Annotated in this window: 15 protein-coding genes; 5 read left to right on the top strand and 10 right to left on the bottom strand. The window is 61.0% G+C overall.

What is annotated here, in order from left to right; genetic code table 11:
• The first annotated feature begins 147 nt into the window (after positions 1 to 147).
• Both H351_RS06170 and H351_RS06165 read left to right on the top strand, forming a co-directional pair.
• Complete coding sequence (locus H351_RS06170) at positions 148 to 717, top strand: flavin reductase family protein (RefSeq protein WP_019745631.1); 570 nt, start codon at positions 148 to 150, stop codon at positions 715 to 717.
• A gap of 11 nt (positions 718 to 728) precedes the next feature.
• Positions 729 to 2,357 carry a 4-hydroxyphenylacetate 3-hydroxylase family protein gene (locus H351_RS06165; RefSeq protein WP_020971036.1) on the top strand — a complete coding sequence of 543 codons (1,629 nt, stop codon included), beginning with the start codon at positions 729 to 731 and terminating at the stop codon, positions 2,355 to 2,357.
• Between the two features lie 186 nt (positions 2,358 to 2,543).
• Here the strand turns inward: H351_RS06165 and H351_RS06160 are convergent, their stop codons facing one another.
• The 9 genes from H351_RS06160 to H351_RS06120 are packed head-to-tail and all read right to left on the bottom strand — an operon-like array spanning position 2,544 to position 12,669.
• Positions 2,544 to 3,434: a phytanoyl-CoA dioxygenase family protein gene (locus H351_RS06160; protein WP_020971037.1), complete on the bottom strand. Its 891-nt coding sequence runs from the start codon at positions 3,432 to 3,434 to the stop codon at positions 2,544 to 2,546.
• A gap of 10 nt (positions 3,435 to 3,444) precedes the next feature.
• Positions 3,445 to 4,320: an NAD(P)-dependent oxidoreductase gene (locus H351_RS06155; protein ID WP_037120596.1), complete on the bottom strand. Its 876-nt coding sequence runs from the start codon at positions 4,318 to 4,320 to the stop codon at positions 3,445 to 3,447.
• Between the two features lie 5 nt (positions 4,321 to 4,325).
• The gene (locus H351_RS06150; RefSeq protein ID WP_029256439.1) at positions 4,326 to 5,807 is read right to left on the bottom strand and encodes a flavin-containing monooxygenase; all 1,482 of its coding nucleotides are present in this window, start codon (positions 5,805 to 5,807) and stop codon (positions 4,326 to 4,328) included.
• A gap of 15 nt (positions 5,808 to 5,822) precedes the next feature.
• Positions 5,823 to 7,307, bottom strand: a complete 1,485-nt coding sequence (locus tag H351_RS06145) for an aldehyde dehydrogenase family protein (protein WP_019745636.1) — start codon at positions 7,305 to 7,307, stop codon at positions 5,823 to 5,825.
• Complete coding sequence (locus H351_RS06140) at positions 7,304 to 8,794, bottom strand: amidase (protein ID WP_244891449.1); 1,491 nt, start codon at positions 8,792 to 8,794, stop codon at positions 7,304 to 7,306. The genes H351_RS06145 and H351_RS06140 overlap by 4 nt, the downstream gene beginning before the upstream one ends.
• Positions 8,781 to 9,539 carry a gamma-glutamyl-gamma-aminobutyrate hydrolase family protein gene (locus H351_RS06135; RefSeq protein ID WP_029256441.1) on the bottom strand — a complete coding sequence of 253 codons (759 nt, stop codon included), beginning with the start codon at positions 9,537 to 9,539 and terminating at the stop codon, positions 8,781 to 8,783. Before H351_RS06135 ends, H351_RS06140 begins: the two co-directional genes overlap by 14 nt.
• On the bottom strand, positions 9,517 to 10,602 hold the full coding sequence (locus tag H351_RS06130) for a Zn-dependent alcohol dehydrogenase (protein WP_029256442.1): 1,086 nt from the start codon (positions 10,600 to 10,602) through the stop codon (positions 9,517 to 9,519). The genes H351_RS06135 and H351_RS06130 overlap by 23 nt, the downstream gene beginning before the upstream one ends.
• A 20-nt stretch (positions 10,603 to 10,622) precedes the next feature.
• Positions 10,623 to 12,002 carry a glutamine synthetase family protein gene (locus H351_RS06125; RefSeq protein WP_029256443.1) on the bottom strand — a complete coding sequence of 460 codons (1,380 nt, stop codon included), beginning with the start codon at positions 12,000 to 12,002 and terminating at the stop codon, positions 10,623 to 10,625.
• Positions 11,995 to 12,669, bottom strand: a complete 675-nt coding sequence (locus H351_RS06120) for a hypothetical protein (protein ID WP_019745641.1) — start codon at positions 12,667 to 12,669, stop codon at positions 11,995 to 11,997. Before H351_RS06120 ends, H351_RS06125 begins: the two co-directional genes overlap by 8 nt.
• Positions 12,670 to 13,010: 341 nt before the next feature.
• Between H351_RS06120 and H351_RS06115 the strand changes: the two genes are divergently transcribed.
• The 3 genes from H351_RS06115 to aztD all read left to right on the top strand — a co-directional run bounded on the left by H351_RS06115 (position 13,011) and on the right by aztD (position 17,270).
• Entirely contained in the window at positions 13,011 to 13,604 is a 594-nt protein-coding gene (locus tag H351_RS06115; RefSeq protein ID WP_019745642.1) for a TetR/AcrR family transcriptional regulator, read from the top strand.
• A 273-nt stretch (positions 13,605 to 13,877) separates the two neighbouring features.
• Entirely contained in the window at positions 13,878 to 15,335 is a 1,458-nt protein-coding gene (locus H351_RS06110; RefSeq protein WP_037120598.1) for an APC family permease, read from the top strand.
• Positions 15,336 to 16,022: 687 nt separating this feature from the next.
• A complete protein-coding gene (gene aztD, locus H351_RS06105; RefSeq protein ID WP_037119876.1) occupies positions 16,023 to 17,270 on the top strand; it encodes a zinc metallochaperone AztD in 1,248 nt (415 codons plus the stop codon).
• 251 nt (positions 17,271 to 17,521) lie between these two features.
• Here the strand turns inward: aztD and H351_RS06100 are convergent, their stop codons facing one another.
• Positions 17,522 to 17,989: a VOC family protein gene (locus H351_RS06100; protein ID WP_029256446.1), complete on the bottom strand. Its 468-nt coding sequence runs from the start codon at positions 17,987 to 17,989 to the stop codon at positions 17,522 to 17,524.
• Between the last annotated feature and the right edge of the window lie 16 nt (positions 17,990 to 18,005).

Raw genomic sequence — 18,005 nt, 5'->3', positions numbered from 1 at the left:
CCGGATAGACACCGCGCTGTACGGATCGACCGAACGCCGCGCTCGCCGTACGTTCGTCTTCACTCCCGGCGCGAGTCGTCCAGCACCTCCGCCTCCCGCACTTCGCGGCACCCTCACTCACCAGCCATCCGACAAGGAGGTCCGGTCATGGAACAAAATCAGCTTCGAGGCATCTTCGGCCAATTCGCCAGCGGCGTCACCGTCATCACCTGCACCAACGCCGACGGTCAGCCACATGGGGCCACGGTCACCGCATTCACGGCAATCTCCCTGGAACCACGCCTGTGCCAGATCACGATGACGCGAAAGTCCAAAGCGTGCGGCTACCTCGGCAACGCGCCGTTTGCCGTCAACATCCTTGCCGCCGACCAAGTGGACACGGCCATGCATTTTGCCGGCCGACCGCAGCGCACCGAACCGAAGTGGATCGACGGGCCGACCGCTCCCCTGCTCGACGGCGCCGCAGCAACTATCTCGTGCGTCCCGTGGAAGGAGTACGACGGTGGTGACCACATCATCTTCATCGGTGAGATCGTCGATGCGCAGTCGAGTGGCAAGGATCCGCTTCTGTTCTACCGAAGCACTTTTCACGACCTAGGCGCCACCTCGTCGACCACAGTCTGGAACGGCAGTCAGGACGACCCCCACAGCGGATGGTTCGACGCCACCACTTCCTTCACCCCGATTCATCTTCAGCCCGCACCCCAAACGATCTGAAAGGCTTTGCCATGACGACCACCGAAATTCCTCCCACCGGCGTCGACCCCGCAGATTCCGGAGCGCCACAGGTCAATCCGGCCGCCGACAGCGAAGCCAACCGCACGAAGAACTTCGCCACCCGGCCGATGACGGGTGACGAGTACATCTCGAGCCTGCAGGACGGTCGCGAGATCTGGCTTCACGGTGATCGCGTCAAGGACGTCACGACGCACCCCGCGTTCCGGAATCCGATCCGCATGACCGCAAGGCTGTACGACGCTCTGCACACGGGCGAGCACGTGGACGCCTTGACCGTTCCGACGGACACGGGCAACGGCGGTGTCACCATGCCGTTCTTCCGCACTCCGACGTCGTCGGCTGATCTACTCAAGGAACGCGACGCCATCGCGACGTGGGCACGTATGACCTACGGCTGGATGGGCCGCTCCCCCGACTACAAGGCAAGTTTCCTGGGAACCCTCCACGCCAACAAAGAGTTGTACGCACCGTTCCAGGACAATGCCGAGCGCTGGTACCGCGAATCGCAGGAGAAGGTTCTGTACTGGAACCACGCGATCATCAATCCCCCGGTGGATCGCCAACTTCCACCGGACGAAGTCGGCGACGTCTTCATGAAGGTGGAGAAGGAAACCGACGCCGGTTTGATCGTCAGCGGCGCCAAGGTGGTCGCCACCGGATCGGCGATCACGAACTACAACTTCATCGCTCACTACGGTCTGCCGATCAAGAAGAAGCAGTTCGCCTTGATCTGCACGGTACCGATGGACGCTCCGGGTGTGAAGCTGATCTGCCGCACCTCGTACACCGAACATGCTGCGGTGATGGGCAGTCCGTTCGATTACCCGCTGTCGAGCCGCATGGACGAGAACGACACCATCTTCGTCTTCGACAAGGTGCTGGTTCCGTGGGAGAACGTCTTCATGTACGGCGACGTCGACCGGATCAACGCATTCTTCCCTCAGTCGGGTTTCCTGCCGCGCTTCACCTTTCAGGGCTGCACTCGCCTGGCCGTCAAGCTCGACTTCATCGCCGGACTGTTGATGAAAGCACTCGAAGCCACCGGCGCCGGCGGCTTCCGCGGAGTTCAGACCCGTGTCGGCGAGGTGATCGGGTGGCGAAACCTCTTCTGGTCGTTGACCGAATCGATGGCACGCGATCCCGAACAGTGGGTCGGCGATTCGGTGATCCCGAAGCTCGAGTACGGCCTCACCTATCGAATGTTCATGATCCAGGGGTACCCGCGGATCAAGGAGATCATCGAACAGGACGTGGCGTCGGGCCTGATCTACCTGCCTTCGAGTTCACTCGACTTCAAGAGCCCGGACGTGCGTCCGTACCTCGACAAGTACGTTCGTGGTTCGGACGGCATCACCGCCGTCGACCGGGTGAAAGTCATGAAGGCTCTGTGGGATTCGATCGGCACCGAGTTCGGCGGGCGCCACGAGCTCTACGAACGCAACTACTCCGGCAACCACGAAAACGTCAAGGCGGAATTGCTGTTCGCAGCCCAGAATCGTGGACACGCAAGTTCCATGAAGGGACTGGCCGAGCAGTGTCTGAGTGAATACGACCTCGACGGCTGGACGGTCCCTGACCTCATCGGCAACGACGACGTCTCGTTCTTCAAGAACCGGTAGCTCACGCGGTACGAACACTGCACCCTTGATCAGGACTAGGCAATTGCCTAGTCCTGACCTGAGACACACGATGTCAAGGTGAATCAGCTGGAGTATGCCCATGACGGATATGTTTCTCGATTCGAAACCCAGAAACTACTGTGCGAGTTGGGTTGCGGGTGGCAAGCGACGTGCAGGATCGAGGGTTCAGCGGGCAGTCGGGAGTTCGACGGCGCCGTTTTCGAGGAGAACGTGTGCGTCGATCATCTGACCGCCCCGTTCGACGTAACCCATCAGGTTCGCTCCGGACCCCCAGCCGAGCAGTCGCTGTACCTCTTCGGAAAGATCAAGCAGTTTTTCACGCGGGATTGACAGGTATTGGTTCTCTTCCTGACGTAAGCAGGCGAGGTCGAATGCCATCGTCAAGCCGGTCCGTGGCGCCTCGGACGAGTTGTTACCACCGCCGTGGTACGTAGAACCGGTCCAGATGAGGGCAGCACCGGCCCGCATCACGGTCGGCGCCGCTTCGGCTTGTTTCGGGCCTCGTTGGTCGTCCCACCGATGGCTTCCGGGTATGACGAGGGTGCCGCCGTTTTCTGCTGTGAAATCGCTGACCGCCACCATGATCTGCAGTCGGCCCTCGCGTCCGTAGTCGGGGTGGCGCCACAGAAAGCTCGTGTCGTCTCGATGGAGACGCTGGGCACCCTGCCCTGGGTGGATTTCGATTGCCTGAGTGACACCGATCTGGATATCAGGCGTGATTTCGATCTGGTCGTCTCCGACCCAGACGGACAGGGGCACCTGAAGGATCTTCTTGGCGGCCCCGTAGTAGAGCGGGTGGAGCGCGATCTGGGGCATGAGGTCGATCCGACCGAACAGCCCTCCTGCTCTTCGCGTTTGGGTTCCGGCGAAGAATTCGTCTTCTCCGTAGCCGGTGCTTTCAAGGACGGGGCCAAGTTGGGCGCGCAGCTCGTCGAGCTGGGGGGTGTCGAGGAAATCTTCGACGATGACACCGCCGTCACGGTGGATCACGTCGACGATCTCGTCGACTGTTGTTGTCGAGGGCAGGGCGGTGAGGTGATTGGCCATGGTTGTCATTGATGTCTCCTTAGATTGCGGATTGAGGGTTGGCGGAGAGTGTTTCGATTTGGGCGAAGATGCCCTTGTCCCCGTGCCCGGCTGCGCATGCACGTTGCAAGTTGTCGAGATTCGCCGTCATCAGAGCGGCGCGTTGGCCTGCTCGCTGCATCGATTGTTGCCAGGCTTCTACTGCGGCTGCGTATACGTTCAAGGTTGCCTGATCGGTCTCGTACTCTCCAGATTCGAACGCTTTGAGTGCTTCGTGAAGGAGTTCGAGAAGTTTGTCGGTCCACAGGTGCAAACTGTGGCGCATCTCCGCGATCGCGACGTCCTCGGACCGCACGTACGCTGCTGCTTCGTGGAAGGCACCGAGCGCGACGTTGAAGAATGCGCCTGCCATGGCCGCGTCGATCACGTTGGCGGCACCGGGACGGGCTCCGACATATCGTGATTGGGCGGCGATGGGTGTCAGAAGGCTCTGGACGTCCTCCCACACGTCCTCGTCTCCGGAATAGTTGATCCCTGAACTTTCGGTTCCGATGTCCTCCGGGTATGCAGCTATGGCTCCGTCGAGGTACCGAGCGCCTCGCCCTGCGATCCACTCGGCGAACTGGTTCGCTTCCTCCGGCGTACCGGTTGCGGTGTTGACGATGATTTTTCCGGCAATCGAATCTGCTTCTGTAACGACATCTTTGGCGATCTCGTAGTTCAGGAGACTGATGACGATTAGCGGGCTGGCCGCAATCGCAGATTGTGGAGATTCGGCGACTGTAGCTCCAGTCGCAGCGAGGGGTAACGCTCTGTCGGCGGTTCGATTCCACACCGTCACCTTTGTCCCGCTGCGTATGAGCGCCTGAGCGAGAGCTGTTCCCATCAAGCCGGTGCCGAGTATTGATACGTCCATGTTGTTCATCCTTTGCCTGTCGTCAGTGCACGGAAGTCGGACTTGCGGAATAGCCTGGTGCGCAACCAGTATTCGATTGTGCTGGCCGGCCACAGGGTGTCGATTCGACCGTCAGCGGATTGATACCAGCTGTCGCAGCCACCCGATGCCCATACAGTTCGGCGCATGCGTTCTTGGGTGGCGGCGTAGCTGCCTGTCTGGACGGTGCGATCGAGTTCGAGGGCAGAGATACTCTTTCGGCGCATGTACTGCACTGCCGAAGCGATGTATCTGGCTTGTGCTTCGATCATGAAGATGATCGAGTTGTGACCGAGACCGGTATTCGGGCCGTTGAGGAACCACAGGTTCGGGAACGCGGCGGATGCAAGCCCGAGCTTTGTTGCGGCGCCCTCGCGCCAACTGTCGGAGAGTTCGACTCCTTCGCGGCCGAATACTTTCATCGGTGCCAGGAAGCTGGTTGCCTGGAATCCCGTCGCGAAGATCAGGGTGTCGACTTCGTGTTCCGCTCCCTCTGAGTCAATGATCGAATGCGGGCGGATCTCGGAAACCCCCGAGGTGTTCAAGTGCACATTTTCCCGTTGCAGCGCGGGGTACCAGTCGTCGGATATCAAGCGACGTTTACAGCCGGGATCGTAATCTGGGGTGACCTTCTGCCTCAAGTCCGAATCCGGCACTTGCTGTTGAAGATTGGCGAGCGCCTGGGATCGGTACTGTTCGACGAGTTTGCGATTTCCGAGGAAGGCGCTGGCGAGCTTTTCGAATGCCCAGTAGGTCCGCCATCGCAGCCACCGTTGACGATAAGGACGCCGTGAGAATCTTTCGCGGGTGGCGGGCGACAGCGCGGCATCACCACGTGGCATGACCCAGTTGGGTGATCGCTGAAACACATGCAGGGTCTCGGTGTGCGGGGCGATTTCGGGGACGAACTGGATCGCACTGGCGCCGGAACCTATCACCGCGACACGCCTTCCCGACATGTCGAGGTCATGTCGCCACTTGGCGGAGTGGAATGCGGCACCCTCGAATGATTCCAGTCCGGGTAGCTGCGGGATGTACGGATTACTCAAGCCCCCTGAGCCGTTGACGACAACGGCCGCCGTCACTGATTCGCCGGATGCGAACTGGATGTTCCACCGGAGCCGGTCCTCGTCGAACCGCATTTCGGAGACCTCGACACCGAAGCGGATGTGCGGCAGCAAATCATACTGCGCAGCAACAGATCTGAGATAGTCGAGCAGTTCCGACCATGGCGGGAAGATACGGGTCCAGTTCGGGTTCTGAGCGAAGGAGTAGGAATACAACACGCTGGGCACATCGCAGGCTGCCCCTGGGTATGTGTTGTCGCGCCAGGTTCCGCCGACATCGTCGGCGCGTTCGTACAGGACGAAGTCGTCGATGCCCTTCTTCTTCAGTTCGATCGCCATGCACAGCCCGGAAAACCCGGTTCCGATGATCGCGATGTGGCCGTCGTTGACCCGTGATGACATGTGCTGTGCCTTTGTTCAGAGATGGATCCACGTCGACTTCGTCGACGTGAATTTGTCGAGTGCATGGATGCTCTTGTCCACACTGTGGCCTGAGAGTTTGCGACCGCCGAAGGGGACGGAGAGATCCCCTTCCTCGTAGCAGTTCACCCAGACAAGACCTGCGTCGATTTCGCGCGTGAGCCGATGGGCTCGTGTGAGATTCGACGTCCACACCCCCGCTCCGAGACCGAACGGTGTGGCGTTAGCCAACCTGACGGCGTCAGCGTCGTCAGTGAAACGGGTGACTGCGAGGATCGGTCCGAAAACTTCTTCGAGGAACAGGCGGTGCTCGGCCTGAACATCGGTGAACACGATCGGATCCAGGTACGCCCCCGAACCTGCTCGTTCCTGCAGCGAACCGTGGGCGAGCGTTGCGCCTTCTGTGTGAGCAGTTCTCGCGTGTTCGAGGACGTCCGCGCGATGCGCCCGACTCGCGACGGGCCCGATGTGGGTATCGGGATCGAAAGGGTCACCGACAGTGCAGCGCTTGATTTCCGAAACGACCTCGGCGACGAATTGATCCGCGATCGTTTCCTCGACCAACAAGCGAGCACCTGCAGTGCACATCTGTCCGGCGTTGAAGGTAATTGCCCACGCCACGGTGCGCGCTGCAACGGCGAGGTCCGGAGCATCGGCGAATACCAACTGTGGGCTCTTGCCGCCGAGTTCGAGATGCACGGGTTTCGCATTCGACTCACCCGCGTAGATCAGCAGCTGTTTGCCGACGTCCGGTGATCCGGTGAAGGTGAGACAGTCGACGCCGTTGTGGCGAGCAAGGGCAGCTCCGGCCTGTCCACCGCTACCTGTGACAACTTGCAGCACGCCGTCGGGAAGTCCTGCAGCCGAACCCAGCTGAGCCAAGCGAAGCAAGGACAACGGTGACTGTGTAGCGGGCTTGATGACCATGCTGTTGCCTGCAAGCAACGCAGGGGCGATTTTCCAACTACTGAGAGTGAGTGGGAAGTTCCATGGGGTGATCGCCGCGACCACCCCCACCGGCTCACGGCTCACCAACGCGACCGCATCGATCAGGCCGCGTGGCGACTCGTCGTAGAGTTTGTCAGCCAGTTCTCCATACCAGCGGAAGGTGTTCTCGACGGCGCGCAGCTCGATATCACGTGCCATCTGGATCGGCTTACCCATCTCGAGTGTGATGAGCGCAGCGAGTTCGTCGCGGTGCTCGTAGACGAGCTCTGCCCACCGCTGCAGTACCGCACCACGCTCGCGCGCACTGATCCTCGCCCACCGGCCATCGAGAAACGCCGCGCGAGCACCTTCGACGGCTCTGTCGACGTCGGCGTGAGTGGCCAGCGGGACACTGGTTACGACGGTGTCGTCATGCGGGGATAAGACATGGTGGCGCTCACTCCCGTCACCGTTGAACCATTGACCGTTCAGCCACATAGCCGATGGCGCTTCGATTGACGTCGCGAATCGTGTCCATTCCTCGCGGGTGTTCATGTGCGTTCCGTTTCCGAGTAGAGGGTCGGCATTTTTTCCGTTTCTGGGAGGAGCGGCTTGCCGGCATGAATCGGTGGGACGCGGCCTGCCCATGGGACGGCTTCCTCGAGTTGCGCGGCCACGGCAAGCAACAGATCGTCACGGCCGGGAGCTGCGGCGAGCTGCACTCCGATCGGCAGTCCGTCACACATTCCTGTGGGGATGGAGATAGCCGGTTGGCCCGTGACGTTGTAGATGGCAGTAAAGGGCGAGTACTTCGCCAAGGTGTCCACCCACTCGCCGGCGGTGATACCCCGCCGGTTGGAGTCGAGTTCGCCGACGTGCCAGGCGGTCGTCGGTGTGGTGGGCGTGAGAGTGAGGTCGAAGAATTCGAAGAAGCTCGCCGTGCCACGGGTCAGGTGATTCTGGTAGCGGCGGGCGCGGGCGATGTCCGCCCATTCCACGGTGAATCCGTGACGAACCATGGCGGCAGTCGAGCTCTCCAGCGAGGAGTACATGTCCTCGATGGCGCGTACTCCGGTCAGTGCGCGCATGGACTCTGCGATCGACGCAGACCAGAAAGTGAGATTGAGATCCCGAAACAGTTCGGGGTCAACATCTGGTGCCGCAATCTCGACGTGGCCGCCGAACTGTTCGAGCAAGCGCGCGATGCGCATCACCTCGGCTGTCACGGCGGGGTCCGCAGCGTGACGACTGCCAGGTGATTCGGTCGACACAGCGATCCGGAGGCCTTTCGGTCGCCGGCCGACTGCTCGGCTGTAGTGGCCGGGGCTTCGACGCGGCTGAAAGTACCGGTCCCCCGGTGCGCTGCCGTGCACTACGTCCATCAACGCGGCGGCGTCGCGAACTGTCCGGGTGACCGCGAACTCAGTCGTGAGGCCGAAGAGCGGTTCATCCGAATCCGGGCCGGGTGGAACGAGCCCGCGGGTCGGTTTGAGTCCCACCACCCCGCACAGTGCGGCAGGGATTCTTATGGATCCGCCGGCGTCGTTGGCGTGCGCCCACGGCAAGGCCCCGGCGGCAACGAGCGCCGCGGAGCCACCGCTGGATCCACCGGCGACCCGCTGTGGGTTCCAGGGGTTGCGGGTAGGACCGTTCACTGCCGATTCCGTCGTTGCGCTGAATCCGAATTCTGGTGTGGCAGTGCGACAGGTCACGGACAGTCCGGCAGCGCGCCACCTAGCCATCAGATCGGAGTCACGTGTGGCGATATAGCCTGCGGTTGCTGCGCTACCGTTCTCGTTCGCTATCCCCGCCGCAGTGCACAGGAGATCTTTGAGCGCGAACGGAACTCCACTGAAAGGACCGGATGTGGAATACGTCGGTGGTGGGTCGAGTGGAGGACCGACGGTGGCACCGAGGTGCGTATCGACGTGGGAGATTGCAGCTAGTGCGGCTTCGCGCACTTCAGCAGGGGTTACTTCTTTCCGGTCGAGTCGACCTTTCAGATCCGTGGCGTCCATGTCCGAGTATTCATGCAACTCCATCGAGCACTTCCTTTCGCGCGAGAGCGACCTGGACCAACCAAGCGAAGACGGGGTCCTTCCGGCGCCATTCCGGATGCCATTGGACGCCGACGATCGGTCTCCCGCGCATCTCCACCGCTTCGACGACACCGTCCGGAGCCCACCCGCTGGGAGTGAGGCCCGGGCCGAGCCGGTCCACTGCTTGGTGGTGCAAGGAGTTGACCTCTACGTGTGCGCCGTATATCTCGAACACCGTCGAATCAGTGGCGATCCGTACGGGGTGGGTCTCCTCGGCTATGCCCAGTCCTGGTGACTTGTGGTTGATGTCTATGGTCGGAAGATCAGGCACGAGCGTGCCTCCCAATGCCACATTCAGCATCTGCATCCCGCGACAGACACCCAGCAGTGGAGTACCGAGTTCTACTGCACCCGATATTAATTCGATCTCATACGCATCTCGACGCGGGTCACTGTCCGGGTCGGTGGGCGCGGCGTCGATACCCAGTGTTTCGGGGTGAACATCCTGCCCACCAGAGATGACTATTCCGTCGAGCCGCTCAATCAGGTCGATTCCGCTTGCCTCATAGGGAATTTGGACGACCAGGGCGCCTTCGGACGACAGCCGGGTGGGAAAATCGGAGTAGTGCATGTCGAACTCGAGATGGCGGTACCGAGGTTCGACGGCCAGGCGTTCCGCGCTCGAGCGCCGACCGGTCACTCCGATCAATGGGCGACGCGCACGCTCAGGCGAATTCGACGACGACACGATTCACCCCTCCTTCACGAAGCGCTGCGATTCCTGTGTTGATCTCGTCGAAGGGGACTCGCAACGAGATCATCTCGTCGAGTTCGAGTCGGCCCTGGACGTACAGCTCGGCCAATCGCGGAATATCGGTCGGGAATTGGTTCGACCCGAGGAGGGAGCCTTGCAATCGCTTCTCCTGGAAAAACAATTCCGACGCTGTGATCCGCAGCGGCTCGTCATCAGGAACCATGCCGAGGACCGTGGCCACTCCGCCGGGAGCGAGCATCGAGAATGCCTGCTCGACAGTGACTCTGCGGCCGATCGCCTCGAATGAGTAGTCCACCCCACCCGGACACAACGCGCGTACGGCGTCGACGGGCTCGATCTCAGCCGCGTTCACTGACGCAGTCGCCCCGACTCGAAGAGCCTGATCGATACTTCGCTGGTCCACATCGATCGCGATGATCCGGGCCGCGCCGGCTAGCCGGGCGCCCTGAATTACCGAAAGCCCCACGCCTCCACAACCGATGACGGCAACCGACGACCCTGGTTCGATGCGAGCACTGTGCCAGACCGCCCCGACGCCGGTGATGGTGGCGCACCCGAGCAAACTCGCGCGATCGAGAGGTACCGAATCGTCGACGCGGACGACGCTGTTCTCGTGCACGAGCATCTGTTCGGCGAATCCACCGATGCCACCCATTCGTCCCACTGCGCGCCCGGCCTTGGTCGTCAACGCCGGCTGGGGCCGCGAGCGGAGGCGGGAATGATTGGAGCAGAGGGTGAGTCGACCTGCAATGCAGTATCGGCATCGGCCACAAAAAGCTGTCATGCACGTCACGACGTGGTCGCCAGGCGCTACAGCCGTGACGTCTGACCCAACCGATTCGACGATGCCCGATGCCTCGTGACCGAGCACCTCCGGAAGTTCTGTTCGCCAGAGCGCGTCCACGTAGTGCAGATCGGTATGACACAGCCCGACGGCTGCTGTACGTATGCGAACTTCTCGAGGTCCGGCCACGTCGATGTCGAGTTCTTCGAACTCGAGCCGACCAGGGGCAGCGTTCAGTATTGCTGCTTTCATCTTCAGACCTGTCCTCGTTGTCAGACGTGCTCGAAGTAGCGTTCGAGCTCCCAGTCGGAGACTCCTGCGGCCGGGTCTCCCCCAGTGGTGAAGAACTGCAACCATTCCCACCGGCGCGTGCCGATCCAGTACTCCACCAGCTCTCGCCCCAAAACCTCCGTCAGGTTTACATCGCCACTCAATTCCGCGATCGCTCGAGAGAGGCTGGCTGGCAACTTCGGGGTTCCCGGCGGCAATCCCCAGGCCATGACGGTGCATTCGAGGCCAGGATCGCTGTGATCGCGCAGGCCGATCAGACCGCCGGCAAGGAACGATGCCATCGACAGATAGATGTTCACGTCCGCCGACGGGACGCGATACTCGACACGAGAGAGCTTCTCGGTCGTGCAGACGGCTCGAACGGCCGCACTCTTGTTGTCAACACCCCACGTGACGGTGGTGGGAGGTCCGTCGAATTCTGCGATTCTGCGGTATGAGTTCACGGTCGGATACTGGAAAGAACTGGCCGCCGCCATTGTGTCGAGGACGCCACCGATGAAGTTCCGCATCGTCTCCGACGGGCGCGAGGGCTCAACTTCATCGAAGAAGGCGTTCCGTCCGTCCTGTTGAAGCGAAAGGTTGATGTGAGCGCCCTGCCCGAACTGGTCCGGCGACCACCGAGCCATGAAGGTGATGGTGCGACCGTGCTCGTAGGCGACTTCCCGCATGATCTGCTTCGTTCGTACGTACCAGTCCGCTGCGGTGAGAATGTCGGTCGGTGGGAGATTTACTTCGATTTGGCCGTGCGCGGACTCGTCTGCCCAGCCTTCCCAAGGGATTCCGGCCCGTTCGATGCGGTCAGCTATTGCGTCCATGAGCGTCGTGTAGTCCCGTGATCTGCTCAACAGGTAGATCGCGCCCTGGGTACCGCCGAGTGGATGCAGGTTCGTGAAACGCTTTTCGCGGGCCTGCTCGATCGACTCTTCGAACACCGTGGCCTCGATCTCCACGGCCGCCTTACCTGTAAATCCAAGCTCGGCAAGCTCTTTGACCACACGTGCGAGCGTGGATCGCGAACACACCGGAAGCGGTGCCCCGTGTTGATCGACCAGATCACACATCACCGTGGCGAGACCTGGTAGTGATGCGTCGGTTGACAGAGTCGTAAGGTCGGGACGAAGGAAGACGTCGTGCATCTCACCGCGCCAATCACCGAAATCGAATCCGAGCTGAGCGGTATTCCCGAGATCGACTGCGAGGGCGATATCAGCGAATCCCCAGCCCGATTGCGCTCCGGACTCAAACTTTTTGGGTGACAGATGTTTTCCGACCAAGGCACCATCCAACGTCACGGTTTGTGCGCGAATCGTGCGAACGGAATTGTTGCCGATCCATTCACCGAGGTTCGTCGTGTCAGACATGGAGGACCGCCTTCATTGATGCTCCCGCGACGACCGACAATTGTCGGTTCGTGCCTTTGATGTAGAACTTCCCTGCGCGCAGGGAATAGACGAACAACTCGAAACCCGCTAGCAGTCGACGTAGATCCATCTCGAGCCCGTGAATTTCATACGCATCCGTTGTCGGCCCCACGTGCACGGCTGCGCCCGTGTCGAGAGCAGCCAATGACAATCCGGGCATTCCAGGCAGGCCCGAAGCTTTCTCCCAGAATTCACACGCTGCGATGTCCAGCGTCGGTGGCTCTGGTTCGATAAGAGGGGTTAACGCGGCAACATTCGCAGTGCCCGCCAGGGGCTCGTCCTCGGATATCGCCAGTTCGTCGACGCTGATTCCGACAACAGGAACTGTCGACCCCTCGGGGCTACTGACGTGCACGCCGGTTGCTGTTCGAGTCAATCGCGCGCTTTGCGGATCACTGGTCGACTGCAGGTCGACCTCGGGGGGCATTGCCTCGAGAGCTTTCCTGCCTGAGTCGGAATCGAGAGCAACGCGCAGGCGGGTCACGACAGCTCGTACCAACGGGGGTGGGTCGAACTCCATCGTGACGGCGACGTCGGGCGCACACCGGGTATGGGATTCATCGGGTCGCGGTGGATCTGTATCCACCCGCTCTCGGATGTCGGTCATGGGGTGGTCCCTCCAGTTTCGGGGCATGGGGCAAGCGATTTGGTTGCGCGTCAGAGAGACGCGGTTTTGTGCGATGTCGCAGCTCTCGCCCTGGTGTGATCTGCCAAGCGCTATAGTCGAGCAATGAAGTCAGTCACATGACTAACTCATGTGACTGAGATTATGGCGGATCGGAGCTAGCGTCAATAGGCAAACTGCAAGAGATCCCGAAGAGCGGCAACGACGCACCCGGAACGCACCGGGCAGATAAAGGATCGACCAGGGTGTCACGCACGCTGAGTGACATCGATACGCTCGACCCCTGGAGTCCCACGACAACGAGAAGGTGAACGGTAAAGCGAATGGCGTATCTGACAGCATCCGAGCGGCGGACTGCGATCGTCAAGGCCGCCGCCCGAGTCATCATTCGCGACGGACTGGCCGCGGCGACCACCCGCCGCATCGCCGACGAAGCCGGAGTCAACCTCGCTGCGTTGCACTACAGTTTCGACGGCAAAGGAGAGATCTATACCGCCGTGGACGACATGTTTCGTGCCACCACAGTGGGATCACGCCTGGTACCGACAACTGGCTGGACACGTCAAGAGATCATCCGTTCATTGCTCGAACGCTTCCAAGATCTTCTCCACGCCGATCGGGACGTCCCGATCGCCCAATACGAGCTGCTGCTGTGGGCGCTGCGCAATCCGGACAAGGCCGAACTCGCCAGAGCCAGCTACACGACGTACATATCCGCCTTCGCCGATGAGCTTCGGCACGCAACCGACATCGCCGGCAGCGACGCCACACTGCTCGCCCGCTACACGATCGGCGCAATCGACGGAATCTACATGCAAAATCTCGCAACTGGCGCGACCGGAGTGAGCGCACCCGAACTCGACGCCATCTCGTCCGCAATCGTCGGCATCATCGATTCGATCCACCCGCCCCACTAGAGTTTTCCCGTTTCCCGCCCGGCGTTGCAATCGACAGCGCCGGGCCGCAGTCGTGCCCGTCATCATCGGAATCCCGCAGCTGCATTCAAGGAATTTCCCGGAACTCATTGACGAACAGCAAGGGCGAAGCTAATCTCAGTCGATCGACTCAGTCATGTGACTGACATCACCATCTCCTGAGGGCTATCCCGATCCTCACACGCGCGATCGCGGCCGATCCCGGCATATAGCCCCTGCCCGCACTCGACAGTGCACAAATTCAAGGACGCACACATGAATCACTCGTCGAATAATGCTGTAGCACAGACTGATACGGAGTCCATCAACCTTGAATCCGGCCATCTCAGCCGCCTTCAACTGACCTCGCTGGCCATCTCGTCAATGATCCCTGCCGTCGGCATGGCGTCGTTTCCAATGCTGCTGGTACTCAACGCAGGACTCGGTGGTTGGGTCGCTGCTCTGCTCGCAGCGCTGACAGTCATCTGCGTCGGCAGAGCAGTAACCGTCTTCGCTAGCCGGTATGTCGCCTCCGGATCGCTCTACTCCTACGCCGGCGAAGTATTCGGGCGATGGGCACAGTCACTGATCGCAGCCTCGTTGTTCCTCGGGTATCTGGCGATGGTCGCAAGCATTTTGCTGGTCATCGGCGCGTACAGCGGTAGCTTCCTGCAATCTATCGGCATCGACGGCGGCCTCGATCGCCCTGCACAAATCGCGATCTACCTCGCCTCCGCAGCAATTGTCGCGGCGATCACCTGTCGCGGCCTAGATGTTTCGATCGTAATCGCGGTCCTACTCACTGCGATTTGTCTTCCACTGTTGCTGGCCATTACCGGGGCGAGTGCGATTCACACTGGTCTACATCTGCAGGAACAACTGACTCTTCAGGGCGCGTCCGTCAGCGGGATCGTGGCCGGCATCGCATCCGGAACTGCGTTCCTGGTCGGTTTCGAGGGGAGCGCGGCCCTGGCCACGGAGACCCGCGACCCGAAGAAGAATGTGCCGGCCGCCGTGATGAGTGTCCCCATCGTGCTTGGAACCTTGTACGTGATCGCAACCTTCCTACAGGCACCAGGAATCACGGAGACGTCCGACCAAATCCTCTCCGGCACATCATCCCCCGCCGCCCTGGCCGAGAATGCGGGCTTACCGACCGCAATGGGACAAATGACGGACCTCGTTGTCGCCGTAGCGACCTTCGCCGCACTGATCGGATTCGTCAACTACGGATCCCGCTTCGTCGCCACCCTGTCAGCCGAAAAGCTTCTACCACAAAGGTTCACACGCATACACTCCCGATTCCACAGCCCTGTTTCCGCAATCCTGCTGATCATTCTCGGTGGCCTCTTCGGCATTTGCACTTTGGTGATCGGCGCCACGGGCCCACTTCCTTCCATCTATAACGCAGTGTCAACTCTGGTCGTCTATTTCTGGGTGAGCCCATACGTCGTCATCAGCATCGGCGCCGTGATGCTCCTCTTCCGCGAGCGCGCAGCCACCGCCGTGACAATCGCAGCACTGATCGCCGGTGCCGTCGCAACCTCATGGATCTATCTCAACGGAATCTTCTTCCCCGCACCGTCTCCAGTCAGTGCCATGTCCTACGTTGCGCTCGCAACCATCACGCCGGCCACTATCGCCTTTTACCTGATGGGGCGTCGAAGCCACGCTGACGCCTCCCAGCCGCCACCTCACCTGAACTCGGAACGAGCGACGGCCCGAGAGCAGTAGACGAACCTCAAATTCAAGCCAACAAACCGGCTTCCCCGTCGCGAGGCACGGGCCCACTGGAGCATGAAAACCACGCCGCCCAACCTGCACTGGAACTAAAAGCGGAAGCGCCGTCGGCGCCAATTTGCTCGAGTTGGATCAGTGGGCCAAAGACATGGCCCTTTAAGCCGTCGCTACGTCGCGTACGCGCCATCCTTCGGACGCAGCCCCTTCGGCTACTACGCGTGCGCGGCAGCCAACAACGCTGTGGCGCATGGAATGCCCTTCGACCATGCACTCGCTGACGGAGCCTTCGGATCGATACTGAGCGATTCCGGATTCCTGATCAACACCGAATTCGGAGTCCTCGGCATCAGGCCGACATCAGGACCCACATACTCGAACACCGGCCGACCTGGGCGGGAATACACACTATGCCCAGGCCTGCTGCCAGTCCTGGAATCCTGGGTCATGACTGACGCCGACGGCCATGATCCAATGTCGAGGCGTTCGACGCGGCTGATTCCGTACGCGGCAAAAGAATCGCAGGCATGTTCTCAACCGCTCAATATCGGAACGCCCTTTCTGGGAACTCGTGTTCGAGGTCGTCGGCTCGCGAATGCTCGAGCGCGGTGCCCACGCCCGACATGCGAACATTCGCATACTCGACTTTGACAATCATTTACATTAAGCAGTAGATCTATACCCATGCACCTCAACACCCGCATGTCGCGGCGCCTCACCCTTGCCACATCAGTTGGCCTCTCACTCGCCCTCGTCACAGGCTGCTCGTCCGACAACAAGGACTCGGCCCCGTCGGAGACCACCACGACAACCGCGTCCGCACCCACCGAACAAGCCTCGGCAACACCGCGTCTCGCAGTCTCCTACGACGGCGGCATCCTGGTGTTAAATGCAACTTCGCTCGACGTGGTCGGCGAGACCAAGATCGACGGCTTCACGCGACTCAACCCGGCCGGCGACGGTCGCCACGTCATGATCTCGTCGGGTGAGGCGTTCAAGGTGCTCGATACCGGCACGTGGTCCTCGGCCCACGGCGACCATTCCCACTACTACACAGCCGATCCCGCGATGTCCGAGGTCGAGTTCGCAGCCAACGAACCCGGACACGTTGTACGCCATGCCGGAAAAACCGTTCTCTTCAACGACGGCTCGGGACTCGTCGAGATCTTCGATCCGGCGCAACTGGCAAAGCGCCAACCTCGCGTCGAGACGTACACCACGCCAGAACCCCATCACGGCGTTGCGGTCGCACTTGCCGACGGTAGCCTGTTGACGACCATCGGAAATTCGGAGTCCCGCAACGGCATTGCCATCCTCGATGCCGACCGCAAGGAAATCCTGCGCAACGAACAGTGCCCCGGTGTCCACGGCGAAGCAGTCGCTGCCGGCGAAGCCATCGTGCTGGGCTGCCAGGACGGGTTGCTCGTGTACAAGAACGGAGCGATCACCAAGGTCCAGAGTCCGGATGCATACGGCCGCATCGGAAATCAAGCAGGCTCGGAGGAGTCGGACATCGTCCTGGGTGATTACAAGACTGACAAGGACGCCGAACTCGAACGTCCGCAACGGGTCTCGCTGACCAACACGACGACGTCCGAACTCAAGCTCGTCGACCTCGGCACCAGCTACACCTTCCGCTCACTCGGCCGCGGACCGCACGGAGAGGCACTGGTGCTCGGCACCGACGGCGCCATCCACGTCGTCGACCCGAACACCGGCGTCGTCACCAAGAAGATCGCCGTCATCGACGCATGGACCGAGCCCACCAAGTGGCAAGAGCCCAGGCCGGCACTCTTCGTGGAAGACCACACCGCGTACGTCACCGATCCCACGTCGAAGAAGCTGATCGCCGTCGACCTCGAAGACGGCAGCATCCTGACCGAGACCACCCTCGATCACGCCCCCAACGAATTGACCGGTGTCACCGGCTGATTCAGATCCTCATCTCAGCTCTGCTGGAGCTGAGCGATGAGCAGGACCACGATTGACCGCGGCACAAGTCAGCTTGGAATAACTCTCCGCAGAGGTTCGTTGTAGATGGTGTCGGTGTTCGGTTCTTTGCCCCGGGTACCACCCCAGAATTGCCACTTCGAGTGGCCACTTGCCGAGAGGCGCAAGACGGGCACCGACGCGCTGGAGCCGCTGGACACCTTTCGGTGCCAGCGGCTTTGTCGTCTGAATGATCAGGCCGGGTTTTCGCCGGCAGCGACGTCGAGGATCCACGTCACCCCGAACGCATCGGTGAGCATGCCGAATCCGGGGCTCCACGCCGCCGCGGCAAGACCCTCGATGATGGATCCACCGACAGAGAGTTTGGCCCAATAACCCTGCACCTCTTCGAGCGATTCACCGCGAACCGAGACGAAGAACGGTTGGTCGGTGATCGTGGTGCCGTTCTCACGGTGCGTCGTGCCGGCATTGGCGGTCGAACCGCCCGACTGTCCTGGGATGTCGTACGCCATCACGCTGAAGCCGTCCGCGGTTTCGACTTGGCCGAAGACAATGTTCTCAGCGCCAGGCACATCCTTGGGCATTCCGAAGTCGCCGTAGGTTGCGATCGTGACCTCGCCACCGAAGACGGACTGGTAGAACTCCAGAGCCGCGCGGGCGTCTCCGCGGAAGTTGAGGTGGGTCGTTGTCTTGATGCTCATGTCTGCTCCTAGTACG

It is taken from the genome of Rhodococcus erythropolis R138, assembly GCF_000696675.2.
Lineage (GTDB): Bacteria > Actinomycetota > Actinomycetes > Mycobacteriales > Mycobacteriaceae > Rhodococcus_F > Rhodococcus_F erythropolis.
Note: the sequence above shows the minus strand (reverse complement) of the source record. Positions and strands in the feature narration are given on the sequence as shown.

Bases quoted from the DNA above. Each gene is read 5' to 3' on its own strand.
- H351_RS06145 (WP_019745636.1), bottom strand. From the start codon at position 7,307: ATGAACACCCGCGAGGAATGGACACGATTCGCGACGTCAATCGAAGCG.
- H351_RS06165 (WP_020971036.1), top strand. From the start codon at position 729: ATGACGACCACCGAAATTCCTCCCACCGGCGTCGACCCCGCAGATTCC.
- H351_RS06160 (WP_020971037.1), bottom strand. From the start codon at position 3,434: ATGACAACCATGGCCAATCACCTCACCGCCCTGCCCTCGACAACAACA.
- H351_RS06125 (WP_029256443.1), bottom strand. From the start codon at position 12,002: ATGTCTGACACGACGAACCTCGGTGAATGGATCGGCAACAATTCCGTT.
- H351_RS06110 (WP_037120598.1), top strand. From the start codon at position 13,878: ATGAATCACTCGTCGAATAATGCTGTAGCACAGACTGATACGGAGTCC.
- H351_RS06170 (WP_019745631.1), top strand. From the start codon at position 148: ATGGAACAAAATCAGCTTCGAGGCATCTTCGGCCAATTCGCCAGCGGC.
- H351_RS06140 (WP_244891449.1), bottom strand. From the start codon at position 8,794: ATGGAGTTGCATGAATACTCGGACATGGACGCCACGGATCTGAAAGGT.
- H351_RS06100 (WP_029256446.1), bottom strand. From the start codon at position 17,989: ATGAGCATCAAGACAACGACCCACCTCAACTTCCGCGGAGACGCCCGC.
- H351_RS06120 (WP_019745641.1), bottom strand. From the start codon at position 12,669: ATGACCGACATCCGAGAGCGGGTGGATACAGATCCACCGCGACCCGAT.
- aztD (WP_037119876.1), top strand. From the start codon at position 16,023: ATGCACCTCAACACCCGCATGTCGCGGCGCCTCACCCTTGCCACATCA.
- H351_RS06155 (WP_037120596.1), bottom strand. From the start codon at position 4,320: ATGGACGTATCAATACTCGGCACCGGCTTGATGGGAACAGCTCTCGCT.
- H351_RS06130 (WP_029256442.1), bottom strand. From the start codon at position 10,602: ATGAAAGCAGCAATACTGAACGCTGCCCCTGGTCGGCTCGAGTTCGAA.
- H351_RS06115 (WP_019745642.1), top strand. From the start codon at position 13,011: ATGGCGTATCTGACAGCATCCGAGCGGCGGACTGCGATCGTCAAGGCC.
- H351_RS06150 (WP_029256439.1), bottom strand. From the start codon at position 5,807: ATGTCATCACGGGTCAACGACGGCCACATCGCGATCATCGGAACCGGG.